Source organism: Variovorax sp. OAS795 (assembly GCF_040546685.1).
Classification (GTDB): domain Bacteria; phylum Pseudomonadota; class Gammaproteobacteria; order Burkholderiales; family Burkholderiaceae_C; genus Variovorax.
On sequence record NZ_JBEPOH010000001.1, the window covers coordinates 3,974,296 to 3,998,682 of the forward strand.

The following is a 24,387-nucleotide window of genomic DNA, read 5'->3' on the forward strand; positions in this document are numbered from 1 at the left end:
GCGGCGAACCGGTGGCATGCCGTTCCTGGCATCCGCGGCAGCCCCCACCCGGGCAGCTTTGTCAACCGAAGCGGTAGCTCGACACCACCAGCCCGCCCATGAAGTCGTCCTCGTGATACACGCGTTCGCCGGGCTCCTGCTCGGCGGCCCCGACAGCGACCATCAGCGGCACCAGGTGTTCCTCGCGCGGATGCGCCATGCGTGCCGACGGGGCCGAGGCCCATTCCTGCAGCCGCTGCACGCGTTCCCCTGGTGCCGCCTCGACGGCGGTGTGGTCGAGCCAGTCGCCAAAATCCTTTGAGACGCCATGCGCCTGCGGGCCGAAGTTGCGCAGGTTGTGATAGCTGAGGCCGCTGCCCACGATCAGCACGTTCTCGTCCCGCAGGGGCGCCAGCGCACGGCCGAGCGCGAGATGCTCCGCGGGATCGAGCCCGCGCTTGAGCGACAGCTGCACCACCGGCACATTGGCATCGGGGTACATCGCCTTCATGGGCGAGAACATGCCGTGGTCGAAGCCGCGTTCAGGGTCGATGGCCGCGGGAAGCCCGGCCACCGCAAGCAGCGATTTTACGCGCTGCGCGAGTTCGGGCGATCCGGGCGCCTCATAGCGCACTTCGTAGGTGTGGGCGGGAAAGCCGCCGTAGTCGTAGATCATGGGCGGGCGTGGGTTGCCCTGCACCGTGAAGACGGGCGCCTCCCAGTGGGCCGACACCATGAGGATGGCGTCGGGGGTGCGGCCGATCTGCCGCGGCATGTCGGCCAGCGCGGCGGCCAGGCGGTCGTAGACGCCGCCCATCTCCTTCTTCATCCAGGGCCAGGGGCCACCGCCGTGGGAGATGAAGTACGTGGGCAGGCGCGAGGTATTGTGGTCGTGGGTCAAGTCGATGCTCCTTGAAAGCGTTGCATCGACTGTAGACATTTCCCATGAAGAAATCGACACGCTAGGATGCATCGGTTCATTTCTCCTGAGGAAATCTTCATGGACCGCCTGACCAGCCTGCGCGTGTTTCGAGAGGTCGTCGAAGCGGGCAGCTTCGTGGCCGCCGCAGAGCGGCTCGCGATGTCGCCGCCCATGGCAAGCAAGCACGTGGCGCAGCTCGAAAAGTCGCTGGGCGCACGCCTGCTGCACCGCTCCAGCCGCCACCTGAGCCTGACCGAAGCCGGCACCGCCTGGTACGAACAGAGCCGGCGCGCCCTCGACCTGCTCGATGCGGCCGAAGCCGCCATCGGCCAGAAGAGCGAGGCGCCGCGCGGGCAATTGAAGGTGAGCGCGCCGGTGTGGTGTGCCACGCCGCGCTTCGCGCGCGTGCTGGCCGACTACCGCGAGCGCTTTCCCGAAGTGCTGGTCGACATCCACCTGGAAAACCGCAAGGTCGACCTCGCGGCCGATGGCTACGACCTGGCGCTGCGTGCCACGCAGGAGCCCTCGCCGGCGCTCATCGCGCGGCCGCTGTGCCGCGTGCCCTTTCACCTGGCCGGCACGCCCGCCTACCTGCGCCGCATGGGCAGCCCGGTACTGCCGGCCGACGTGGCCCGGCTCGGCGCCATCGTGCCGAGCTACGTGAACCTGGAGAATCTTTCGCTCAAGGGACCGGGCGGCCGGATGTTTCCACTGCGGCTCGCACCGGTGATGCGCTCGGACGACACCACGCTCACCCTGCATGCGGTGCGCGCGGACATGGGCGTTGCCTTCCTGCCCGAATGGCTGGTCGACGACGACCTGGCGGCGGGCCGGCTGGTGCGGCTCCTGCCCGACCACGCCCCGCATCCGGTCACGCTGTTCGCGGTGTACACCAGCCGCCAGTACATGGCCCCCAAGCTGCGCAGCTTCATCGACTTTCTGGGCGAGCGGCTGGGCGGCCAACCGCCGGCCACCGCCAAACGCACCCTTTCGGGGCAAGGGAATGCCGCCCGGGGCTAAAGTCGCTGCTTCGCCTGGAGACTGCCCGCCTTGTTCCGCTTCTTCGAAAAACTGCTCCACCCCTACCCCGCCGCCGAACCGTCGCCGCCTCCGGCGGGCCTCTTCGCCTTCCTGTGGGCCTGCACCCATGGCCTGCGCCTCAAGATGGCCGCCATGGCGGCGCTCACGGCGGTGATCTCGACCTTCGAGGCCTTGCTGTTCGCGGTGCTCGGACGCATCGTCGACTGGCTCGGCGGCCAGGTGCCGGCACGTCTGTGGGCGGAGCGCGGCGACACGCTCATGGGGCTGGCCGCGCTGCTGGTGATCAGCATCGCCGTGGTCGCGCTGCAGACCATCGTCAAGCACCAGACGCTCGCGGTGAACCTGCCGATGCGGCTGCGCTGGAACTTTCACCGCGTGATGCTGGGCCAGAGCATGGCCTTCTACCAGGACGAGTTCGCGGGCCGCATCACGGCCAAGGTGATGCAGACCGCGCTCGCGGTGCGCGACACGCTCTTCGTGCTGGCCGACGTGGTGGTGGCCATGGGCGTGTACGTGGCGACCATCATCGTGCTGGTGAGCGTGCTCGACGTGCAGCTGGTGCTGCCGTTCATCGTCTGGCTGGTGCTGTATGCCGCCTCGCTGATGTTCTTCGTGCCGCGCCTGGGCAAAGTGGGCAAGGCGCAGGCCGATGCGCGGGCATTGATGACCGGCCGCGTCACCGATGCCTACACCAACATCGCGACCGTCAAGCTCTTCTCCCACACGCAGCGCGAGGCCGGCTTTGCGCGCGAGGCCATGCGCGAGTTCATGTACACCGGCTACGGGCAGATGCGGCTGGTGAGCGCCTTCGAGATCGTCAACCACACGCTCAGCATGGGGCTGACGGCGGGCATGGCCGGCACCGCGCTGTGGCTCTGGTCGAACGGCACGGTGGGCGTGGGCGCCGTGGCCGCGGCCACCGCCATGGCGTTGCGGCTGCAGGGCATGTCGCACTGGATCATGTGGGAGATGACCAGCCTGTTCGAGAACATCGGCACCGTGCAGGACGGCATGAAGACTCTGTCGCGCCCGCGCACCGTGCTCGACGCGCCCGATGCCGCCGTGCTCGAGGTGCCGCGCGGCGAGGTGCGCTTCGAGCATGCGAGCTTCCGCTACGCGGATGCGGGCCGCCGCGTCATCGACGACCTGAACCTGGTCGTGCGGCCCGGCGAGAAGATCGGCCTTGTGGGCCGCTCGGGCGCGGGCAAGTCGACGCTGGTGAACCTGCTGCTGCGCTTTCATGACCTGGAGAGCGGCCGCATCCTGATCGACGGGCAGGACATCGCGCATGTGACCCAGGATTCGCTGCGCAGCCACATCGGCATGGTCACGCAGGACACTTCGCTCATGCACCGCTCGGTGGCCGACAACATCGCCTACGGCCGGCCCGATGCGACCGAGGCGCAGATCGAAGCCGCCGCCGGCCGCGCCGAGGCGCACGAATTCATCCAGTCGCTGGGCGACGCGAGCGGACGGCGCGGCTACCAGGCGCATGTGGGCGAGCGCGGCGTCAAGCTCTCGGGCGGCCAGCGCCAGCGCGTGGCCATTGCCCGCGTGATGCTGAAGGACGCGCCGATCCTGCTGCTCGACGAGGCCACCAGCGCACTCGACTCCGAAGTGGAAACCGCCATCCAGCAAAGCCTCTACCGGCTGATGGAAGGCAAGACGGTGATCGCGATCGCGCACCGCCTCTCGACCATCGCGGCCATGGACCGGCTCATCGTGCTGGACGGAGGCCGCGTGGTGGAAGAAGGCGACCACCGCTCGCTGATGGCGAAAGGCGGGCTCTACGCACGGCTGTGGGCCCACCAGAGCGGCGGCTTCCTGGGGGATTCGCTCGACGAAGACGACGAGGCGCTGCGGGCTTGAGCGCTTCTTGTCAGCAAGCGTTACTGAGATGCGGCCAGCTTGTCGCGGATGAGGTGGCGCGGTCACGGCGCTCGGCCAGGTCTTCGCAAGTCCTACAGCACAGGCCGCCCCTCGCCGACAGCAGGCAGCCTCCCTGGGCGCCATGCTGAAGCTGTCGTCATCAACGAGGAGTTCCCCCGTGAGTTCAATCATCTATATCGTCGGTCTGATCGTGGTTGTCGTGGCCGTGCTGTCGTTCTTCGGCCTTCGCTGAGACCGCGCACGCGTTTTCGACTCGCACGCTGAACCATAGCGGGGCCGTAAGAGGCCCCGTTTCTCATGGGTCCTTCGCAGCGCGCCGGGCATAATTTGCGCGCCCCGGTCTCCCCCGGGGCGCCAAAAGCGAAGGGACCCTGTTGACCAACACCGCGTTGCGCGAATCTGCTTTTCCTGACGCGGTAGTCACCGAGGCGATCCGATGGACCGAGGAAAAGGGTCCACTCGACGATGCGCAGGCCATGCGCATTGCCGCTTCCCGCACACCCCACGCGCATGCACGCATCACGGTGCGCGCGCTCGAACTGGGCGAGCGCGTCGGGCTGCAAGCAGAACTGTCCCGCGCGCGCCAATGGGGGCCGTGGGTGCTGCTCGGCCTGGTCGCGCTGGTCGTCGTTGCGGGCCTGGGGCTTGCTGGCAACGTGGCCGGCGGGGGCGACCGGCACATCAACGTGATCGTCGCGCTCGTGAGCCTGCTGGGCATCCACCTGCTCACGCTGCTGCTCTGGCTCGCGGGGCTGTGGCTGCCGCTGGGTTCGTTCAATGCGAGTTCGCTCGGCTGGATCTGGCTGTCGCTGACCGCGCGCGTGGCCGGCGGCAAGCGCGGCCAGGCCCCGGTGCTGGTGCGCGCCGCCACCGGGCTTTCTCACGCGCGCCCGGCTGCTGCCCTGGGCCTTCGGGCTCGTGAGCCACGGCATCTGGTCGCTGTCTTTCGCGGTGGTGCTGGCCGCGCTGCTGTTCGCGCTGGCTTTTCGCAGCTACACGCTGAGCTGGGAAACGACGATCCTCGATCCGGACTTCTTCGTGCGCGCCGTGCAGATGCTGGGCTGGGCGCCGGCGCAATTGGGCTTTCCGGTTCCCGATGCGGACACCGTGCGCTCGGCCGCCCGCGACGCCGCGGGCCAGCGCACCTGGGCGCTGTGGCTCACCGGGTGCATCGTCGTGTACGGACTGCTGCCGCGGCTCGCGCTCGTGCTGCTGAGCGCGATGGTGTGGCACCGGCGCCGGGCTGCGCTTCAGCCCGACTGGAACGCGCCCTACTACAGCAAGCTGAAGGCGCGCTTCGCCGTGCTCGCGCCCCCCACCATCGTCGATGCCGACCCGGGCCGGGCACCGGGCGTGGCGCCAGGCGGGCTTGCGCCTTCGCAGCTCAGCGACATGCTTTTCGTGGTCGGCTTCGAGCTGCCCGCGGATGCGCCCTGGCCACCCGAAGGCCTGCATGCCGATGCGGCCACCGAGATCCAGCGGATCGACGGCAGCGCCCCGGCGCGCCGCGCCCTGCTCGACCGGTTGGCACAGGCGCGTCCGCGCTCCGTGCTGCTCATCTGCCATGCCGCATCGAGTCCCGACCGCGGCACCGAACGCTTCCTGCGCGACCTGCTGGCCCATTGCGGCGCATGCCGCCTCTGGCTCACCGATGCGGCCAGGGATACCGCCGACGCAGGCGCCCCGCAGCGGTGGATCGAGTGGCTGCAGGGCACCGGCCTGCCGCGCGTGACCGCCGTGCACAAACGCGAAGACGCGCTACAGGGCCAGGGAACCCAGCCATGACGACAGCGCAAGCCATCCGCATTGCCGTGGTCGGCCACACCAATGCGGGCAAGACCTCGCTGCTGCGCACGCTGACACGGCGCGCCAGCTTCGGCGAAGTTTCCGAGCGGCCCGGCACCACGCGCCATGTGGAATCGGCCGATCTCGAAGTGAACGGCCAGCCCGCGGTGCGCTTCTTCGACACGCCCGGCCTCGAAGACGCGGTGGCGCTTCGCGAGCATCTCGCGGGCCTCGATCCGCAGGCCACGCCGCCCGAGCGAATCCGGCTGTTCCTGCAGGGCCCTGAAGCCCACGGCGTGTTCGAGCAGGAGGCCAAGGTGCTGCGCACCATGCTCGAGATCGATGCGGCCTTTCTCGTCATCGACGTGCGCGAGCCGGTGCTGCCCAAGTTTCGCGACGAGATCGAGCTGCTCAACGCTTGCGCCCGGCCCGTGATGGCGGTGCTGAACTTCGTGCGCGACGCCGCAAGCCGCGAGCCGGCCTGGAAAGAGCTGCTGTCGGCCTACGGCCTGCACGTCCAGGTGCGCTTCGATGCCGCAGCGCCGTTCGTGGGGGCGGAGCGCGACCTGTACAACGACCTCGCCACCCTGCTGCGCGACCGGCGCGAGTTGCTGCGCGGCGTGGTAGATGCATTGACCGCCGAGGCGGCCGAACGCCGCCGCGCGGCCTGCACGCGCATCGCCGGGCTGCTGATCGACGCCGCCGCCTTGCGCCGCAGCATGCCGGCCGAGGCGTTCGCCGATGCGGCGCGCCGCAAGGCCTTCATCGCTGCGTTGCAGAAAGAAGTGTTCGACAAGGCGCAACGCTGCACCGACGACCTGCTCGCGCTCTATGGCTTTCGCCCCGACGATGCCGGCGAGGCGCCGTTGCCGCTCATCGAAGGGCGCTGGACGCTCGACTTCTTCAGCCCCGAAGCGATGAAGGACGCAGGCCTGCGCCTGGGCAAGGGCGCGGTCATCGGCGCGGCGGTGGGCGTGGTGGCGGACCTCGCGGTGGCCGGCATTTCGCTGGGCACCGGGGCCGCGGTGGGCGGTGCCATCGGCGGCGCCGTCTCGCAAGGCTGGGGGCCGTTGGGCCGCAAGCTGGCGAACAGGCTGCGCAACGTGCACGAGCTCACCGTGGAAGACGGCGTGCTCTTCGCACTGGTGGCCTGGCACCTGAAGCTCACGCGCGCACTGGAGCGGCGCGGCCATGCGGCCACCGGACGCATCGCGGCGGAGACGAGTGCCACGCAGGACGCACCGACCCGCGCTACGGCCGCCGCCGTGCGCGCCGCGCGGCCCGCGCGCAGCCATCCGGAATGGGAATCGGCGGGCGGGTCGATGCGCAGCTTCTGGCGTCCGGCGCCGCAGCGCGATGCGCTCGCGGCCGACATCGCGCGCACGCTGCAGGGCGCGTTCGAGGCCTGAGCGCGTCCTGGCGGTCACCGCGCCGTCACAAGGCCAACCTAGCATCCGCTGGCCTTTGCCTCCACCACCCAGACTGCACCCCGAAGCGATGTATCCCGGCGAACGGCTCAATGGCTACACGCACCTGCTGGGCCTGGTGCTCGCGCTGGTCGCGACGGTGCTGCTGCTCGCCAGGACCGTGCCCACGGGCGATCCGGCGCGGATTGCCGGCGCGCTGGTCTTCTCGCTTTCAGCCGTGGCGCTGTATGCGGCGTCCACGCTGTTCCACAGCACGCGCGGCCGCCGCAAGCGCTTCTGGGAGCGGGCCGACCACTGCGCCATCTACCTGCTCATCGCGGGGACCTACACGCCGTTCGCGCTGGTCACGCTGCGCGGCCCCTGGGGCTGGCTGCTGCTGGCCGCGGTCTGGAGCGCCGCGCTCTTCGGCATCGGCCGCGAATTGCTGCAGCGCGGCGGCGCCGCATCGAAGCCGCCGCTGGCGCTCTACATCGGCATGGGGTGGCTCGGCGTGGCGGCGGCCGTGCCGCTGGCTGCGCGCCTCGCGAGCGGCGGGCTGGCCTGGCTGCTGGCAGGCGGCGTGCTCTATACCGTGGGCACGGTGTTCTACAGCAACCGGTGGGGCTTGCGCCATGCGCACGGCACCTGGCACCTCTTCGTGCTGGCGGGCACCGCGAGCCATGGCGTGGCGGTCGGCTGCTTCGTGCTCTGAGACGGTTGCCGAAGCCTTTGGACTAGCACTTTTTGCTACCTGCGGAGCCCGGCACCACGCAAGATGTGCAAAATGCGCCCATGCCAAATATCGCCTCCATCCTCAAAGCCGAGATTTCCCGTGTCGCCCGCAAGGAGGTGCGCACAGAGATCGAGACGCTGAAAAAAGCATCCACGCACCATCGTGCCTCGATCGCCGCCCTGCGCCGACAGGTCGAGAAACTGGAGAAGGAATTGCGGCGTGCCACTCGAACATCTGCACGCGTTCCGGAGGCGGCCGATGCCGACGAGTCGGGCGACTCGGGACCGGCCCGTCGCTTCAGTGCCAGCCGGCTGGCTTCGCACCGCGAGAAGCTCGGCCTCTCGGCGGCGGCCTACGGCAAGCTGGTGGGCGTGACCGGCCAGACGATCTACAAATGGGAACAGGGCAAGGCCCGGCCGCGCAAGGCGCAGCTCGAAGGCCTGGCATCCGTGCGCGGCCTGCGGCTGCGTGAAGTGGCCGAGCAGCTGAACGCGGATTAGTGCACGGCAGGCCGCACGCGGGCGCCCACCTGGCCGGGTAAAGTTCGGGCATTCATCCCATCGCAGTCCGGCGCGCTCCTGGTCCCGCAACTTCCATGTCCAACCTCATCGTGCACGGCGGCACGCCCCTTCGCGGCCGCATCACCCCCTCCGCCAACAAGAACGCCGTGCTGCCCGTGCTGTGCGCCACGCTGCTCACCAACGAGCCGCTGCGGCTGCATGGCGTGCCCGACATCACCGACGTGCGAAAGATCCTCGACATCTTCCGCAGCCTGGGCAGCGAGGCGCACATGGACCATGCCACCGGCACGCTGGACCTGCACCACCGCGAAACCGCTTTCGATGCCACGCGCGACCGCCTGCCCGAGGAAATGCGCTCGTCGATCATGCTGGTGCCCCCGCTGCTCGCGCGCTTCGGCATCGCGCGGCTCGAGGACAACGTCAAGGGCTGCACCCTGGGCGTGCGCGAGATCGATCCGCACGTCGACGTGTTCCGCCGCTTCGGGGGCCAGGTCGAACGCGCCAGCGGCTCGCTGCTGGTGCGGTGCAACGGACCGCTGACTCCCACCGAACACTGGCTCGACTACGCGTCCGTCACCACGACCGAGAACTTCGTGCTGTGCGCCGCGGCAGCAGGCGGCACCTCCACGCTCACCAATGCGGCCTCCGAGCCGCACGTGCAGGAGTTCTGCCGCTTCATGGCCATGCTGGGCGTGCGCATCGAAGGCATCGGCACGTCGCGGCTCACGGTGCATGGCGGCGGCATGCTGCGCGGCGGGGAGTTCCGCTTCGACGAGGACTTTCACGAGATCACCACCTTCCTCGCGCTGGGCGCCATCACCGGCGGCGACGTGGTGGTGCGCAACAGCGCCCCCGGGAACTTTCCGCTGATCGACCGCACCTTCGCCAAGTTCGGCGTCACCATCGCGCATGAAGACGGCTGGTCGCGCGCCAGCTGCGCGGGCTCGCTGAAGGTGCAGTCGCCATTCACCAGCAACGTGCTCACCAAGGTGGAGGCTGCGCCCTGGCCCTACTTTCCGGTCGACCTGCTGCCCATCTTCATTGCACTGGGCGTTCGTGCCGAGGGCAATGCCATGTTCTGGAACAAGGTCTACGACGGCGCGCTGGGGTGGACCGGCGAACTCTCGAAGTTCGGCGCCCACGTGTTCTCGTCCGATCCGCACCGGCTCATCAGCTTCGGCGGCAGTCCGCTCACGCCGGCCGTGGTCGAGAGCCCCTACATCATCCGCGTGGCGATTGCGCTCTTCATGGTGGCGGCCAGCATCGAGGGCCGCTCGGAGATCCGCAACGCGACGCCGATCCGCCGCGCCCACCCCCGCTTTGCCGAGAACCTCCGCAGCCTGGGCGCGCAGGTGGAGTGGACGAGCGAGGAATAGGCGCCGCGCTCAGTTGCCCTCAGGCCCGCAGCGCGTTCACCGCGATGCGCGCCGCCGATGCGATGACGTCGTTGCGGCCCTCCGCATCCTTTCGCGCTGGAAACGTCAGGTAGACCGCCAGCACCAGCGGTGCGCCTGTCGGCGGCCACAGCACGCCCGCGTCGTTCACGGTGCCGTAAGACCCCGCGCCGGTCTTGTCGCCCACCTTCCAGTCGGCCGGCACGCCGGCACGGATGCGCGTGGCGCCCGTGGTGTTGCCCAGCAGCCAGGCCGCGAACTGGTCGCGCTGCGCCGCGCCGAGTCCATCGCCCAGCACCAGCCGCTGCAGGCTCGCGGCCATGGCTTCGGGCGTGGTGGTGTCGCGCGGATCGCCCGGGATGGCGCTGTTGAGCTCGGTCTCCCAGCGGTCGAGCCTGAAGGCCTGGTCGCCGATGGTGCGCGCGAATGCGGTCACGGCGGAGGGCCCGCCGAGCATCTTCATCAGCAGGTTGGCGGCGGCGTTGTCGCTGTACTGGAGGGTGGCTGCGCACAGGGCCGAGACGCTCATGCCCTGGCCCAGGTGCTTTTCGGTGATGGGCGAGTTGGGCAGGATGTCGCTCCGGCCGTAGCTCACGCGCCGCTCGAGCAGGCCGCTTTCGCGGGTGCTGCGTTCGAGAATGGCCGCGGCCAGCATGGCCTTGAAGGTGCTGCACAGCGGAAAGCGCTCGGTGGCGCGATGCTGCACGCGTGCGCCGTTGCCGGTGTCGAGTGCGTACACGCCGAGCCGGCCGCCCACGGCGCGTTCGAGCGCCGCGAGCTCTGCCCCGGCGGATGCAGCCAGCTGTGCTTTCGCGGACCATGCGGTGCAGGCACTGGCCAGCGGCAGCGCGGAGGCGGCAAGCAGGAAAGTGCGGCGGTGGGTGAAAGCTGTCATCTGGTTTGCGGACGGAGTGGATGGAACGAAAGCGATCCTAGGGGCGCCGTCGCCCGGGCTCCAGCGCCAGCCAGTGCAGGGGCGTCTCGCCTGTATCCGGTGTAACCCAAGGCGCAGCCTCGAACCCCGGATCGATGCCGGCACCCTGCGCATGGAGCGCAGCCCGCGCGCACCTCACGGAGTCGGATGGCGACTACAGGCAAGCGTGCGCGCTTGCGTTAAGGTGCGGGGCATTCGCCGACTCCGAAGCACCCCATGACCACCCCCACTCCCGCACCGGCCCGCAGGCATTTCTCGATGATCCGCGGCTTTCACCTGGCCGACGCATTCACGCTCGGCAACGCGGCGTGCGGCGTGGGTGCGGTGTTCCTTGCCATGGCCTTCATGGCGAGCCATTCGCTCGCCCACTTCTTCTGGGCCGCGGCGCTCGCACCCGCAGCCTTCGTGTTCGACGTGTTCGACGGCCGCATCGCGCGATGGCGCCAGACGCATTCGGCCCTCGGGCGCGAGCTCGACTCGCTGGCCGACGTGATTTCCTTCGGCGTGGCGCCCGCCGCGCTGGCCTTTGCCGCGGGCCTGGACGGCGGCTGGGACTGCCTGCTGCTGATCTATTTCGTCTGCTGCGGCGTGAGCCGGCTCGCGCGCTACAACGTCACGGCCGAGGCGCTGTCCGCGGGCGCCGACAAGGTGAAGTACTTCGAAGGCACGCCCATACCCACGAGCGTGGTGCTGGTCGGCGTGCTGGCTTTCGCCGCCTGGCAGGGCCGCATCGGCGACGCGGTGTGGGGCGGCGCATGGGTGCTCGGCCCCTGGCAGCTGCATCCGCTCGCGCTGCTCTTTGCGCTGTCGGGCACGCTGATGATCAGCAAGACATTGCGCATTCCCAAGTTCTGATCCGGCCACGTGCCGACCCCTCGAAAGGAGAACGCCACATGAAGTTGTATTTCGATCCGCACAGCCGCGCACAGGTCGCCAAGTGGATGCTCGACGAAGCCGGCGCGGACTACGAGATCGTGCCCACGCTCATCCGCGAAAAAGCGCACAAGAAGCCCGACTACCTGAGGATCAATCCCGCGGGCAAGCTGCCGGCGCTGGTGGACGGGCGCACCCGCGTGTTCGAGAACGCGGCCATCTGCATGTACGTGGCCGAGAAGTTTCCGCAGGCCCGGCTGGCGCCGGGCGTGGGCTCGCCAGACCGCGGGCGCTACCTGTCGCTGATGGTCTATTCGACCGCGCAGCTCGAGCCCGCCATGGGCGACAGCCTGCTGGGCCTGCACAGCAACAACAGCGCGCGCGGCTGGACCAATTTCGAGCAGGCCAAGGATGCGGTCGAGCGCGAACTGGGCGATGGCCCGTATCTCTTCGGCAGGTTCACTGCGGCCGACGTGATGATCGGCGCCATGTTCATCTGGCACCGCGCCTTCGGCGGCCGCACCCACCGGCCAAGGATCGAAGCCTACGTCGACCGGCTGCAGGCACGGCCCAAGGCCATGAAGTTCGGCTGACGCACATTCCTTTTCCATGTCACAAGCACCTTTCCCGCACGGCGCGACCGCCGGCCTCGACCAACTTGTTCGCACCGCCGCCGAACAGCCGCTGGCGCCGGCCTGCGATCACTTCTACTTCCTGCGCCATGGCCAGACCGGCCGCAATGCGCAGCGCATCTTCCAGGCGGTGGACGAGCCGCTGAGCGAGCTCGGGCTGCAGCAGGCCGCGCGCGCCGCCCAACTGCTCGCCGGTGAACCGATCCGTACCATCGTCTGCAGCGACGCGCGGCGCGCGCACGACACGGCGCATGCCGTGGCCACCGTGCTCCGGCTGGCACCCACGCCGCAGGCGGCCCTGCGCGAACGCAATTTCGGCGCGCTCATCGGCACTTCGTCGGCCAACATCGATTGGGCCTGCGAACCGGAAGGCGGCGAAACCCTCGCGCAGTTCGTGGCGCGCAAGCGCCTGGCGCTCGATGCGGCACTGGCGCAGCCCGCGCCGGTGCTGGTGGTGGCACACGGCGGCACGCTCTACGCGCTCGCCGCGCTGATCGGGGTGCCCATCGACCTGGACCTGCTCGGCAATGCGCAGCCATTGCGTTTTTCGCGCAGCGGCCCCACATGGACCGTAACGCCGCTGCTGCGGCATGCCGACGGCGATTCAGCCCTGGCCTGAACGAGACCGGGCGCGCACTGTTCGGCGTTCACTCCACACAGACCGCCATGGAATTCAAGGACTACTACAGCGCCCTGGGCATCGAGCGCACCGCGTCCGACGACGAGGTGCGCAAGGCCTACCGCAAGCTTGCGCGCAAGTACCACCCCGACGTCAGCAAGGAGCCCGACGCCGAGAAGCGCATGCGCGACATCAACGAAGCCAACGACGTGCTGCGCGACAAGGAAAAGCGCGCGGCCTACGACGCGCTGGCCGACCGCGTGGCGCGCGGCGGCCGCCCCGGGGGCGATTTCCAGCCGCCACCGGACTGGGACACCGGCTTCGAGTTCCACCGCGGGCCGAACCAGGGCCCGGCCGACCACGCGGACTTCAGCGACTTCTTCTCGTCGCTCTTCGGCGAGGCCGAACGGCGTGGTGCGGCCAGGCGCAACTACCGCGCGCGCGGCGAGGACCATCACGCGGCCATCGAGATATCGCTGGAAGATGCGCTCAACGGCGCCGAGCGCGAGATCACGCTGCGCTCGCAGGAGCCCGACGCCCAGGGCCGGCCCGCGTTCAAGACGCGCACGCTGGGCGTCAAGATTCCGCCCGGCATGCATCCGGGGCAGTTCATCCGGCTTGCCGGGCAAGGCATGCCCGGCCACGGCGGTGAACCGGCCGGCGACCTGTACCTGGAGGTGCGCATTGCGCCGCACAGGCACTACCGCGTGGAAGAGCGCGACATCTACATGACGCTTCCCGTCACGCCGACCGAGGCCGCGCTCGGCGCGCAGGTGAAAGTGCCCGTGCCCACCGGCGGCGCGGTCGAGGTGACCGTGCCGCCCAACGCGCGCAACGGACTCAAGCTCCGGCTCAAGGGCCGCGGGCTCGGCGGCAAGCAGCCCGGCGACCTGTACCTGCTGCTCGAGATCGCCCTGCCCCCCGCCACCGCCGACGCAACGCGCAAGGCCTACGAGCAGCTCGCGCAGGCATCGGCTTCGTTCAACCCACGCCAGCATCTGGGAGTGTGAGCATGGCGACCGTTACCGTCACAACAGCGATCAGCGCATCGCAGCCGCTGGCCGCGAGCGAACTGGCCCATGCCTGCGGCGCCGACACGCAATGGGTGGTGCAACTTGTCGAGGTCGGCATCGTGCAGGCCGCCATCGCCGAGGCGCCGCCCGAGCGCTGGCAGTTTTCCAGCGCCGACCTGCAATGCGCGCTCGAAGCGCGCCGGCTCGAGCGCGACTTCGGCGTGGGCTTGGACGCGGCTGCGTTGATTCTCGATCTGCAGCACGAGGTGCGGCGGCTGAAATCGGTGATCCGCGCGCACGGATTGCGCTGAGGGCGGGCCTCAGCCGGCCTTGCCGCGCGAGGCCTTCTTCTGGCCTTCTGCCCGCGGCGCCGCGGCCGGCGCATTGCTGCTGCCAATCAACTGGTCGACCCACAGCAACGTGTCGACGTACGACATGAACCGGTTCAGATAGTCGGGCGAAAGCTCGTGCATCAGCATCAGCGAGCGATGCACCAGGTGATGCGAATTGAGCGGACCGGCGTTCTCCGGCACCTTCGCCAGGGACTGCGCGATGCGGCGCTCGGCACTGAGCCGAGACCAGGTGCTCTTGAAGTAGCGCAGCGTCTTCAGCTCGGGCCCGGCCGCGGCATCGGTTGCACCAGGTCCTTCGGCTTGCAGCGGCGACTGCCGGGCGATGTGCTCGACGAGTTGCGCGAGCGGTCCCCGAACTGCCGGGGCCTCCCGCTTCGTGCCGTCGACAGTGCGTTGGGCCTCGTCCAGTTTCTCGCGATACGCCGCGAGCAGCCCCGCCACTTTCTGGTCGAGGATGCGACGCGCATCGCCCTCATGCCCGGCTGCGCGCCGGACCATCGCCTCGAGGAGTCGAAAGCGCACCGGGTCCACCCGATGCGCGCCGCGCGCGCGCCAGGCATCGAGCGTGGCCACGGGTTCGTCCATGCCGCTACTCACGGGCCTTCGCGGCGGCGGCGGACTGCTGCCTCGGCGTCGGCGCCATCTCGACGCGGCGGTTCTTCGCCCGCCCTTCGGCGTCGGCATTGGACGCCACGGCCTGCTCGGAGCCGAAGGCCGCGGCAAACACCGAGGACGAGGGAATGCCTTCTTCGATCAGGGCGCGGGTCACGGTCAGGGCGCGCTGGGCCGAGAGTTCCCAGTTGTCGGCAAAGGGCCGGCTGCCTTCCTTCGTCTGGCGCATCTGCCGGTCGTCGGTGAAGCCGCTCACCATCAGCACCTCGTCGCGCGCGCGAAGGTACGCGCCCACGGGCGCGGCCAGGCTCTTGAGCACCTGCCGCCCCTCGGGCTGCAGATCGGCCGAGTTGAAGGCAAAGAGCACGCTGCCGCTGATGCCGATGCGCCCGTTGACGAGCGTGACCCTGCCGGCCGCGAGCGGCCCTGCCAGCGCTTTCTCGAGCGCTTCGCGGCGCTGCGTTTCGGCCTGCCGCTGCTGCACTTCGGCCTGCAGCTTGGCCGCAAGGTCCAGCTGCATGCCGAGTGCGCCCACCAGGATCAGCACGAAGGCGCCGACCAGGCCCGACATCAAATCGCCGAAGACCGCCCATACCGGCACGCTCGGCTCCAGGCCGGCGTCGAGGTCGTCGCGCATCATGCTTCGCTTGCCATGGCCTGCTGCCGGCCGGCGATCTGCTGCAGGTCTTCGACGATCTGCTTCTGCGACATGATGCTGAGATCGATGACCTCCCTGGCCTGCGCCACGTAGTAGGCCAGCTGCTCGTCGCTGCGCGCGATCGACTTGCCGAGCGCGCCTTCGACGCGCTGCAGATGCGCCACCAGCTTGTCGTTCGATTCGCTGAACAGCTGCACCGCCAGGCCGAAGGCCTCGCCGAGGCTCGCCACTTCGACGGCGCTGCCGGTGATCTGCGCCGCCACGCCGGCCATCTTTTCGGTTTCCGCCTCGACCTTGCCGGTGAAGCGGTTGCCGACCCGCTCCAGCACATCGGCCGATGCGCCGACCAGTGCATCGACCGCCGCGCGCTGCTCGGTGGAGGCGTGGTTCACGGCGTCGAGCAGCGTGCCCAGCGTTTCCATGATGCGGCTGCGCTCTTCGAGCATCGCGTTGTCGCGCGCCATGCTGTCCGACAGCTTCTGGCGCAGTTCGGCCACCACCTCGGCCGCGACGCGCGGCGCCTCGGACGCGGCCTGCAGCAGCTGCGCGATCTCGGCCACCGTGCCTTTCGCATGAGCCTCGGCCTGGGCCGACATGTCGCGGGCGGTCTGGGCCAGCGTCTCGAAGAGTTGCTGCTGCCGGTCCGCCGTGTGCGCACCGGCCTGCTGCCACTCTTGTTGCAGGGAGGTCGCCATGGCCGCGAGTGCTTCTGTCCACGCCGTGAGGCGCTGCGCATCGCGCGACGCGATCTGCGCCTGCAGATCGGTGTGCGCCTGGTCCACGGTGCGCAGCAGCGATGCCGCGTGCTGCTCGAAACCGGCCGCCGCCGCGGCAAAAGACTGGTGCGTTTCTTCCGACAGTTTTTCGCTCACGCGCTGGTGCTGCGCGAGCGCGCCGCCCCAGGTGTCCGACACGCTGCCCACCGTGCTTTCGAGGCGGGCCGACACGGCTTCGACCAGCGTGGCCGAACGCTGCTCGAAGGTCTCGGCAAAGCGCTCGTGCGACGCGCGCAGATCCGTGGCCAGCGTGTCGGAGGTGCGCTCATGTGCGGCGAGCGCGGCCGTCCAGGTGCCGGCAACCTGTGTCGTCGCCGCCTCGAAGCGGCTCGAGAGCCCGTCGAGTTGCTGCTGCACGGTGCGCGAGACGGTGTCGTGCAACGACGCCGTCTCGCGTGCGATGCCGGCCATGGTGGCTTCGACCACGGGCTGGATCGTCGCGCCGGCAAGGCGGGCGCTTTCGGTGAGGCTGTGCTTCAGCGACCGGTCGACGGACGAAGCCAGGCCCGCGTACACGGTCTCGGCCTGCGTGTGGAAGTGCGCCTGCCCCGCGGCGAGCCGCTCGTTCAAGGCCTCGGCCTGGCGCTCCATCGCGCCCATCATCGCCTGCAGCTGGTCGACCAGCCGGGGCATCAATTGCGCCTGCTGCGCGAGCAACTGGAACGACGCCTCGCGCCGATGGGTCTCGGAATACACGCGCAAGTCGGTGGCGATCTTGCTGTCGAGCATCTGCCCGGCCTGCAGCCGCTCGCGCCGGCACAGGGCCGAGGCCAGGCCCAGCATGGCCGAGGCCGCAACGCCGGCCACCGAGGTGCCGAACGCGAGCCCCAGGCCCTTGACCGGGGCCGACAGCGAGGCCCGGATGGCTGGCAGGTCGGTGGCGGTTTCCAGCGCCAACCCGGTGCCGTTGAGCGTGACCACCATGCCGAGGAAAGTGCCCAGCATGCCCAGCAGCACCAGCAATCCGGCCAGGTAGGGCGTGAGCGCAGGGCCGGGCAAGCCGACACGCTCGCCTTCGATGCGCAGGCGCACTGCGTTGCGCAGCGACGGATGCAGCTGGGCCAGCCACGCGCCAAGGTCGGCCGGGGCGGCGGACAGGCCGTCCACGGCGCGGCTCAACGTGGCCGTGGCCTGCTGGAAGCGGTGCAGCTCCAGCGCGCCCATGAGGTAGAACGCGCCGACGATCATCGTGACGGCGAGCGCCAGCGGATGCGAACCCGCGTAGCCCGCGCCGACCCAGCACACGACGGCGAGGCCGGCGGCAAAAACTGCGTAGTGGAGAAATCTGTTCATGGCACTCTGGTTGCCTTGCGAAGGGCTTCGAGCAGCCCTTCGATCGGCTGGAATCGGAGATCGAGTTCGGCGAGCAGCAGGTTCTTCATGTCCTTGCGGAACACGAGCAGCCACTCGCCGGCATGGGGTTCGCCGGCGGGTTCGGCTGTGGTCGACGCGCCGTTCCCGCGCAAGCGGTTGAAATGTTTTTCGAGCAATGCGGGCACGCCGGCCAGAAGGCTGTGCTCGCGCGCAGCCAATACCTGTTCCATCACCACGTCCACCGCGGCCAGCCTTGCCATGGCCGGTGACCTGGCCGCGAGCGTCGCACGCAAGCGCCCACGCAAGGGGCCGATGCCGGCTTCCATGGCCTGCTGCAGCGCGAGGTAGCGGCGGCGCAGCGGCGCGAAATCGGTTGCCGCCGCCACCGCGCCGTCTTCCGCAATGGCGTTGGCCAGCGCGGTCCGCGCACCGGCGCATTCCCGTTCTTCGGAACCGGCCGCCGTGCGCAGGCGCGACGACGGCACCGACGCAGCACCGTCCAGCGCCGCGGACAGCGAAATGGCATCGGTCCAGCCGAACCAATGGCTCAATCGATCCGAAGTGGCTTGTGCGGGTTCGCGAACGCCGGTGTCGGCCAGTCGGGAAAGCAGGCGAACGAGCGCCGAACCGTTGAAAACTGTGCGCTGAGAAACGTGCGCCATACCGCCAGAACGCAAAACCTGGCAGTCTACACCGCCCACCTCTGCCGACAGGCCCCGCCAGATGCGCCGGGCCGGGTGAAACTTCCGGTAACGCGGCAGGCGGTAACCGGGCGTTTTCAGGCCATCGGCCGCCGACCGGCCCGGGCTGCGTGCAGGGCGTGGCGTAATTCCTAAGTCCTCTCGGCGCTCGCCGCGCGCAGACTCGCCCCAACCGGCCCCTGGCCGGCAAAGCACAAGGAGCGGCATGGCCACGCTGGAACGGATCGCTTGTCTTCGCTGCGGGCGTATTTGCCTGCACGCGGAGGCGCCCTGTCCGGCCTGTGGCGCCGCCCCTGCGGCAGGCCCGGCGCTGGTGGCGGGTGCGACCGAGCCCTTCGTCGGCCGCCGGGGCGAGCTGCAGCTGGTGCACGATGCGCTCGGCGGCGCGCTGGCCGGGCGTGGCCGCGTGGTCATGCTGAGTGGCGAGGCCGGCATCGGCAAGACCCGGCTGGCGCAGGAGGCGGCCACGCTGGCCGTGCGGCGCGGGATGCTGGCCCTGTGGGGCCGCTGCCTCGAGGAACCCGGCGCGCCGCCGTTCCTGCCGTGGACGCGCGCGATGCAGGCCTGCCTGCGAGCCTGCCGCGACGAGCGGCTGCCCGCGCTGCTCGGGCGCGACGCCGCGGCGGCGGTCGAGATCGCACCCGAGCTCGCCAACCGCCTGCCGCCCGGCACGACGGTGCCGGCCATCGGCGAAGGCGACCAGGCGCGCTTTCGCCTGTTTGCCGCGGTGGCGCATTTCTGGCGCCAGGTGGCGGCCGTGCGCCCGCTGCTGTTGATCCTGGACAACCTGCATTGGGCCGACGCGTCGTCGCTTCGGCTCCTGGCCTTCATCGCGCAAGAGCTCGGCGAGAGCCGGATCCTGCTGCTCGGCTCCTACCGCGAGGCGGACCTGTCGCGCCAGCACCCCTTGGCCGCAACGCTGGCCGACCTGCTGAACACGCGGCAGTTCTGCCGTCTTCCGCTGGAGGGCCTGAGCCTGGAGGAAACCGAACGGATGGTCGCCGCGGCGAGCGCCGTGACGCCGCCGCAGGCGGTGATTGCAACCATGCACCGCCGCACCGAGGGCAATCCGCTGTACCTGGTCGAGACGCTGCGCTTCGTGCTCCAGGGTCCCCACGGCAACGATCCGCAGGCCGCCGCGGCGCTGGTCGAAACCGTGCCCAGCGGCATCCGCGCGGTGATCGGCCGGCGGCTCAACCGGCTCTCGGCGCCGTGCTGCGCGCTGCTCGCGATTGCCGCCTGCATCGGCCGCGGCTTCGACCTCCCGCTGTTGGCCGAGCTGGCGGGGGCGGGCAGCGAGGCCGAGCTGCTGGGCCGGCTCGACGAGGCCCTGTCGCACCGGATCATCGAAGTCCTGCCGCCGGGGCCGCAGTACCAGTTCAGCCACGTGCTGATCCGCGAGGTGCTGTACGACGAGCTGCCCGCCGGGACGCGCGTGGCGCTGCACGGGCGCATTGCCGGGTCGCTCGAGGCGCGCCACGCCGCCGAGTCCGACGCTGTGCTGGCACAGCTGGCCTACCACGCGGCCGCGGCATTGCCCGTGGGCAGCCCGGCGCGCGCGCTGGACATCGCGCAGCGCGCCGCGGCCCAGGCAGTCGCGGTGATGGCGTACGAGGAAGCCCTGCGCTGCTACCGGCTCGCCCTGCAGCTGCAGGAGCGCTGGCTGCCGGCGGAGCGCGCGCGGCATGGCGCCCTGCTGCTGGCGCTGGGCGCCGTGCAGACGCATGCCGGCGAGAACGATGCCGCGGCCGCCACGTTCCTGGAGGCCGCCGCGCTGGCGCGCGCGCTCGGCGACCCTGCGCTGTTCGCGCAGGCGGCGCTCGGCTTCGAGAACAACGGCTGGCGCATCAGCGGGCCGGGCGAACAGGCGGCCGCCCTGCTCGACGAAGCGCTGGCGAGCGCCGGCCGCTTCGATGCCGCCCTGCGTGTCGACCTGCTGGCTGCGCTGTGCCGCGCCTGCATCTTCTGCGGCCGGCAGGACGAGGCCAATGCGGCGCAGCACCGCGCCGTGGCACTGGCGCGCGAGCTGGCGATGCCACATCCGCTTTTCAAGGCGCTGGCCGCCATCCTGCCCGCGCGCGGCTACCCCGAGCAGCTCGACGAGCGCCTGCGCTGCGCGCGCGAGGCCTTCGAGGTGGCCGAGCACGCGGGCCATGTCGAATGGGTCGACGCGCTGAGCGGCTGGTACTTCGGCGACCTGGTCGAGAAAGGCGCCCTGGAGGCGGCGCGCTCGCTCGCGCAGGTCCACGCACGCGTGGCCGACGCGATCCGCCAGCCTTTCATGCAGGCCATGGGCCTGGCCAGCCTCACCCTGCTTGCCGCCTACGAAGGCCGCTTCGCGGACTCCGAACGGCTGGCCGGCGAGACCTTCACGATCGGGCAGCGCTTTCTCTCGGGCAATGCACAGGGCGCCTACAGCCTGCAGATCTTCGTGCTCAGGCGCCAGCAGGGGCGCCTGGGCGAGGTACTGCCGGTGCTGCGCGGGCTGGTCGGCAGCGTGCCGCGCAGCAGCCTGTGGCAACCCGGGCTCGCGTTGATCTGCGCCGAACTCGAACTGCAGGAGCCCGCGCGTGAAGCCTACGAAGCGCTGGCGGTCGACGGCTTCGCGAGCATTGCACGCGACGGCATGTGGCTCACCAACGCCGTCTTTGCCGCCGAGGTCTGCGCACGCCTTGGCGACGCGCCGCGCGCGGCGACGCTCTACCGCATGCTTGCGCCCTACGCGGGGCGCAACGTGGTCACGGGGACCAACATCGCCTGCTTCGGCGCCGTGGACCGCTACCGCGGCATGCTGGCCGCGCTGGTGGGCGACGATGAGAGCGCCGCGGCCCACTTCGCGGCCGCGGCCGCGCTCGACGGGCAAGGCGGCGGCCGGCCCTGGCTCGCGCACAGCCGCTTCGAATGGGCGCGGTGGCTGGCGCGGCCCGGCGGCGACGCGGCCGCCGCGAGGGTGCAGCTCGATGCGGCGCTCGCGCTGGCCCGCGAACTCGGCATGGCCGGCCTCGCGCGCCGCTCGGAGGCGCTGCTGCGCGAACTCGAAGGCGCCGCCACGGCCTCTTGCGCGGCACCCGAGGGCCTGAGCCGGCGCGAGCTCGACGTGCTGCGGCTGATCAGCTCGGGCCACACCAACCAGGCCATCGCCGAGCGCCTGTTCATCAGCCCGCACACCGTCGCGCACCATGTGCGCCACATCCTTTCGAAGACCGATTGCCGCAGCCGCACCGAAGCCGCCGCGTGGGCGCACCGCCACCGCGTGGGCGCCGAAGGCTTGCCGGGCCACTAGCCATTAGCCACCGGCTGCGGGCGGCCGAATGGTCAATTCGGGCGATGCGCGGCCGGGGGGACCGTCCTATGGTCTGTTCCAGGTCCGGCGCCGCCGGGCTGGCAACCAGAAGGAGTGATTCGTATGCCCGCAACCCTCTATGAACGGCTCGGCGGCGAGGAGCGCATCCAGCGGCTCGTTGCCGACGTCGTCGAGAACCACTACAGCAACCCGCTGATCCGCTCGCGCTTCGCGAACAGCAACCGCGCCGAAGTGGAGCGCCACGTGGTCGAGTTTCTTTGCGCCGGCAGCGGCGGCCCGCAGTGCTACACCGGCAAGGACCTGGTGAGCGCGCACAAGGGAATGAACATCAACGAGCAGGAACTGGTCGCCGCCATCGACGACATCCTTGCCGCGATGGCCAAGAACGGCTACGACCAGGCCGAAAAGAACGAGGTGGTCGCGATTCTCTATTCGTTGAAGGGCGACGTGGTGCGGCTGTAGAACACAGCCGCGCTCTCGCCCGCGCCCCGGCGGCGTTTCGCCGGCCACTCGCAAAGGAACTGACATGACACGCCAACCATCTGCCGCCTGGGCGATCGGTGCCGCACTGATCGCGGCGATCGCCACCAGCTGGGCCCAGGCACCCGACCACCGGATGATCTCGCCCGCCGACCTGAAATGGGCCGACGTTCCCTCGCTGCCGCCAGGCGCGAAGCTGGCGGTCATCGAAGGGCCGATGAGCGAGGCCGTGCCGTTCACCGTGCGCATCCAGATGCCGGCCAACTACCGGATTCCGGCGCATTGGCACCCGGCCGTCGAACGGGTGACGGTGCTGTCGGGCACCTTTCACATGGGCGTCGGCGACAAGCTCGACATGCAAAAGTCGATGCCCGTGACCGCGGGCGGCATGATGATCCTGCAGCCCAAGACGCCCCACTTTGCATGGACCGAGGAAGCGACCGTGGTTCAGCTCCACGGCACCGGGCCCTGGGGCGTCACCTACGTCAATGCGGCCGAAGACCCGCGGGCCAAGTAAGTGAACGGGGGAGCGGCAGGCGCCGCCCGCCCCGGGTGCGGCCTCAGGCCGCGACAGAGTCCGCCTGCACCACCGGCGGGCGCAATTCGTCGACCTCGATCACCACGTCGGCCGGCAGCCCGTTGCGCCGGGCGGCTTCACGGATCATCTCGGCGCCGGGCGCCTCGTACAGGCAATAGGTCTTCTTCTTGTCGGCACTCAGGAACGAATAGAGCCAGCGGACCCCGACGTCGTCGTTGATGCGCATGATGCCGGCCGCGCCCTCGGGCGAGACCTCGAGCTGTTCGGCAAAGTTGCGTTCGATCAGGTAGAGAGGCATGGCAGCTCCTTCACGGATGGGCTTCCATCGTAGGACCGGCGGACGCGCTGCGGCGCATGCGTTTTGCCCGACTGGCCGTTCGTACTAGCCTGCGGCCTACCCATTGCTCCAGGGGGCCAAAGCACAAAAGCCGGACGGCGCTTTCGCACCGTCCGGCTTTTGCGTGTTGCCAGGCGCAAGCGGCCCGTGGCCGCCGCTCCCGGGCCTGCCTGATTTACAGGCCGGCCTGGCGCGTGAAGCTGCGCGCTTGCGAGGGAACCACGCTGCCTGCGAAGGCTTCGCGGCGCAGGTTCTGGCCGGGTGCGTGTGCGGCGGCGACGGCTTCGCTGCGAACAGCGGCGCGGTCGGTCGAGGCAGCCAGCACGGGCGCCACGTTGGCCGAGGCAGCGTCGCTGTAGACATTGCCTTCGCGGGCGGCAGCGGCAGCTTGGGGCGCCACGTCGGCGCGGCTGTAGCCGGACGTCAGGGGCTGCACGCCTTGATAGCTTTCTGCGTGGGCGCCAGCGGCGGCGAGCAGGGAGAGAGCGGCGGCGGCGAGGATGTTCGAGGTCTTCATTTCAATTTCCTTCTTGATCGGGCTTTGGATGCCTCGAAGTTTGCACCACGATTACAAGGGAAAACCCTAGTCAATCGAATCGCAGTGTTCATGAAATTGAAACAATGGCGCGGAACTTTCGGTCAGGAGAAAGAAAGTACGCACCCCCGCGTAAGAAATTAGGCCCAGTTCTACTTCACCCCGCGTAGCGTTGCGCCAGTTCGTCGAGCCAGGGCTTGCCGACGAGGCGCTGCCGTTCGGCGAACGACACCACCAGCGATGGGTCTTCGTCCAGGCGGCGGCTGTCGCGCAGCACGGTCAACGCACGTTGCATGCCAGCCACTGCGCCCTGCAATGCGGCGTTGGCGTACAGCACCAGCCCATAGCCCAGCGCACCGAGCTCCTCAGCGCCGAAGGTGGGCGTCTGGCCGCCGATCACCATGTTCATGAGCTGCGGCTTGTCCAGGCGTTGGGGCATGGCGCGCACCTCGTCGGCCTGCGTCACGGCCTCGACGAAGAGGATGTCGGCGCCGGCCTCGCTGAACTGCTGCGCGCGCTCGATGGCCGCCTCGAAGCCGTGCACGGCCGCCGCATCGGTGCGGGCCATGACGAGCATGCCGGCATCGGTGCGGGCATCCACCGCGGCCTTGATCTTGCCCAGCATCTCTTCGGTGCCGATCACTGCCTTGCCCGCGAAATGGCCGCAGCGCTTGGGGCTCACCTGGTCTTCGAGCTGGATGCAGTCGGCCCCTGCCCGCTCGAGCACGCGCACCGCATGCCGCACGTTGAGCGCATTGCCGAAGCCCGTGTCGGCATCCACCAGCAGCGGCAGGTTCACCGCATCGCGGATGCGCGCGGTGTGCTCCGCGATGTCGTGCAGCCCCATGAAGGCCTGGTCGGGCAACCCGAAGTGCATGTTGGTCACGCCGGCGCCCGTCACGTAGATCGCCTCGAAGCCGAGGTCTTCGATCACGCGGGCCGAAAGCGCGTTGAACGCGCCTGGCACCAGCACGCCGCGTCGCGCCTCGGCCAGGCGGCGCAGGGTTTTCTTCGGCGACTCGTCGTTCGTCGGCATG

Annotated in this window: 24 protein-coding genes; 15 read left to right on the plus strand and 9 right to left on the minus strand. The window is 69.7% G+C overall.

Features of this window, described 5'->3' with window-relative positions; translation table 11 throughout:
* Positions 1-61 precede the first annotated feature (61 nt).
* Positions 62-880: a DODA-type extradiol aromatic ring-opening family dioxygenase gene (locus tag ABID97_RS19255; protein WP_354400052.1), complete on the minus strand. Its 819-nt coding sequence runs from the start codon at positions 878-880 to the stop codon at positions 62-64.
* 99 nt (positions 881-979) lie between these two features.
* Between ABID97_RS19255 and ABID97_RS19260 the strand changes: the two genes are divergently transcribed.
* The 7 genes from ABID97_RS19260 to ABID97_RS19290 all read left to right on the plus strand — a co-directional run bounded on the left by ABID97_RS19260 (position 980) and on the right by ABID97_RS19290 (position 9,653).
* Positions 980-1,921: a LysR family transcriptional regulator gene (locus ABID97_RS19260; RefSeq protein ID WP_354400053.1), complete on the plus strand. Its 942-nt coding sequence runs from the start codon at positions 980-982 to the stop codon at positions 1,919-1,921.
* A gap of 30 nt (positions 1,922-1,951) precedes the next feature.
* Positions 1,952-3,811, plus strand: a complete 1,860-nt coding sequence (locus tag ABID97_RS19265; RefSeq protein ID WP_354400055.1) for an ABC transporter ATP-binding protein — start codon at positions 1,952-1,954, stop codon at positions 3,809-3,811.
* A gap of 939 nt (positions 3,812-4,750) precedes the next feature.
* Entirely contained in the window at positions 4,751-5,617 is an 867-nt protein-coding gene (locus ABID97_RS19270) for a DUF2868 domain-containing protein (protein ID WP_354400056.1), read from the plus strand.
* Positions 5,614-7,026: a GTPase/DUF3482 domain-containing protein gene (locus ABID97_RS19275; protein WP_354400057.1), complete on the plus strand. Its 1,413-nt coding sequence runs from the start codon at positions 5,614-5,616 to the stop codon at positions 7,024-7,026. Before ABID97_RS19270 ends, ABID97_RS19275 begins: the two co-directional genes overlap by 4 nt.
* An 88-nt stretch (positions 7,027-7,114) precedes the next feature.
* Entirely contained in the window at positions 7,115-7,735 is a 621-nt protein-coding gene (gene trhA, locus ABID97_RS19280; RefSeq protein ID WP_354400058.1) for a PAQR family membrane homeostasis protein TrhA, read from the plus strand.
* Between the two features lie 80 nt (positions 7,736-7,815).
* On the plus strand, positions 7,816-8,256 hold the full coding sequence (locus ABID97_RS19285; protein ID WP_354400059.1) for a helix-turn-helix domain-containing protein: 441 nt from the start codon (positions 7,816-7,818) through the stop codon (positions 8,254-8,256).
* A gap of 95 nt (positions 8,257-8,351) precedes the next feature.
* A complete protein-coding gene (locus tag ABID97_RS19290; RefSeq protein ID WP_354400060.1) occupies positions 8,352-9,653 on the plus strand; it encodes a UDP-N-acetylglucosamine 1-carboxyvinyltransferase in 1,302 nt (433 codons plus the stop codon).
* 19 nt (positions 9,654-9,672) lie between these two features.
* Here the strand turns inward: ABID97_RS19290 and bla are convergent, their stop codons facing one another.
* Positions 9,673-10,566 (minus strand): class A beta-lactamase, encoded by an 894-nt coding sequence (gene bla, locus ABID97_RS19295; protein ID WP_354400062.1) that lies wholly within the window; start codon positions 10,564-10,566, stop codon positions 9,673-9,675.
* A gap of 255 nt (positions 10,567-10,821) precedes the next feature.
* Between bla and ABID97_RS19300 the strand changes: the two genes are divergently transcribed.
* The 5 genes from ABID97_RS19300 to ABID97_RS19320 are packed head-to-tail and all read left to right on the plus strand — an operon-like array spanning position 10,822 to position 14,053.
* Positions 10,822-11,460, plus strand: coding sequence for a CDP-alcohol phosphatidyltransferase family protein (locus tag ABID97_RS19300; protein WP_354400063.1), 639 nt, complete (start codon positions 10,822-10,824; stop codon positions 11,458-11,460).
* A 38-nt stretch (positions 11,461-11,498) separates the two neighbouring features.
* Positions 11,499-12,071 carry a glutathione S-transferase family protein gene (locus ABID97_RS19305; protein WP_354400064.1) on the plus strand — a complete coding sequence of 191 codons (573 nt, stop codon included), beginning with the start codon at positions 11,499-11,501 and terminating at the stop codon, positions 12,069-12,071.
* A 16-nt stretch (positions 12,072-12,087) separates the two neighbouring features.
* A complete protein-coding gene (locus tag ABID97_RS19310; protein ID WP_354400065.1) occupies positions 12,088-12,729 on the plus strand; it encodes a histidine phosphatase family protein in 642 nt (213 codons plus the stop codon).
* A gap of 47 nt (positions 12,730-12,776) precedes the next feature.
* A complete protein-coding gene (locus tag ABID97_RS19315; RefSeq protein WP_354400067.1) occupies positions 12,777-13,739 on the plus strand; it encodes a DnaJ C-terminal domain-containing protein in 963 nt (320 codons plus the stop codon).
* Positions 13,740-13,741: 2 nt separating this feature from the next.
* The gene (locus ABID97_RS19320) at positions 13,742-14,053 is read left to right on the plus strand and encodes a chaperone modulator CbpM (RefSeq protein WP_354400068.1); all 312 of its coding nucleotides are present in this window, start codon (positions 13,742-13,744) and stop codon (positions 14,051-14,053) included.
* Between the two features lie 9 nt (positions 14,054-14,062).
* Here the strand turns inward: ABID97_RS19320 and ABID97_RS19325 are convergent, their stop codons facing one another.
* From ABID97_RS19325 to ABID97_RS19340, 4 genes are read right to left on the minus strand one after another with little or no spacing between them, the layout of a single operon-like run.
* Positions 14,063-14,680, minus strand: a complete 618-nt coding sequence (locus tag ABID97_RS19325; protein WP_354400069.1) for a DUF2894 domain-containing protein — start codon at positions 14,678-14,680, stop codon at positions 14,063-14,065.
* Positions 14,681-14,684: 4 nt separating this feature from the next.
* Complete coding sequence (locus ABID97_RS19330; protein WP_354401815.1) at positions 14,685-15,344, minus strand: OmpA family protein; 660 nt, start codon at positions 15,342-15,344, stop codon at positions 14,685-14,687.
* Positions 15,344-17,434 (minus strand): DUF802 domain-containing protein, encoded by a 2,091-nt coding sequence (locus tag ABID97_RS19335; RefSeq protein WP_354400070.1) that lies wholly within the window; start codon positions 17,432-17,434, stop codon positions 15,344-15,346. Before ABID97_RS19335 ends, ABID97_RS19330 begins: the two co-directional genes overlap by 1 nt.
* A complete protein-coding gene (locus tag ABID97_RS19340; RefSeq protein WP_354401817.1) occupies positions 17,431-18,363 on the minus strand; it encodes a DUF3348 domain-containing protein in 933 nt (310 codons plus the stop codon). The genes ABID97_RS19335 and ABID97_RS19340 overlap by 4 nt, the downstream gene beginning before the upstream one ends.
* Here ABID97_RS19340 and ABID97_RS19345 point away from each other — a divergent pair.
* From ABID97_RS19345 to ABID97_RS19355, 3 genes are all read left to right on the plus strand, one after another.
* On the plus strand, positions 18,362-21,439 hold the full coding sequence (locus tag ABID97_RS19345) for a helix-turn-helix transcriptional regulator (protein WP_354400071.1): 3,078 nt from the start codon (positions 18,362-18,364) through the stop codon (positions 21,437-21,439). The genes ABID97_RS19340 and ABID97_RS19345 overlap by 2 nt on opposite strands.
* A 123-nt stretch (positions 21,440-21,562) precedes the next feature.
* Positions 21,563-21,922, plus strand: a complete 360-nt coding sequence (locus ABID97_RS19350; protein ID WP_354400073.1) for a group I truncated hemoglobin — start codon at positions 21,563-21,565, stop codon at positions 21,920-21,922.
* Between the two features lie 64 nt (positions 21,923-21,986).
* Positions 21,987-22,457, plus strand: coding sequence for a cupin domain-containing protein (locus ABID97_RS19355; RefSeq protein ID WP_354400075.1), 471 nt, complete (start codon positions 21,987-21,989; stop codon positions 22,455-22,457).
* Between the two features lie 43 nt (positions 22,458-22,500).
* On the opposite strand, the gene ABID97_RS19360 is transcribed toward ABID97_RS19355, so the two are convergent.
* The 3 genes from ABID97_RS19360 to ABID97_RS19370 all read right to left on the minus strand — a co-directional run bounded on the left by ABID97_RS19360 (position 22,501) and on the right by ABID97_RS19370 (position 24,386).
* A complete protein-coding gene (locus ABID97_RS19360) occupies positions 22,501-22,776 on the minus strand; it encodes a DUF4242 domain-containing protein (protein ID WP_354400076.1) in 276 nt (91 codons plus the stop codon).
* 214 nt (positions 22,777-22,990) lie between these two features.
* Positions 22,991-23,332, minus strand: a complete 342-nt coding sequence (locus ABID97_RS19365) for an alpha/beta hydrolase (RefSeq protein ID WP_354400077.1) — start codon at positions 23,330-23,332, stop codon at positions 22,991-22,993.
* Positions 23,333-23,507: 175 nt separating this feature from the next.
* The gene (locus ABID97_RS19370; RefSeq protein ID WP_354400078.1) at positions 23,508-24,386 is read right to left on the minus strand and encodes an isocitrate lyase/PEP mutase family protein; all 879 of its coding nucleotides are present in this window, start codon (positions 24,384-24,386) and stop codon (positions 23,508-23,510) included.
* Position 24,387: the final 1 nt, after the last annotated feature.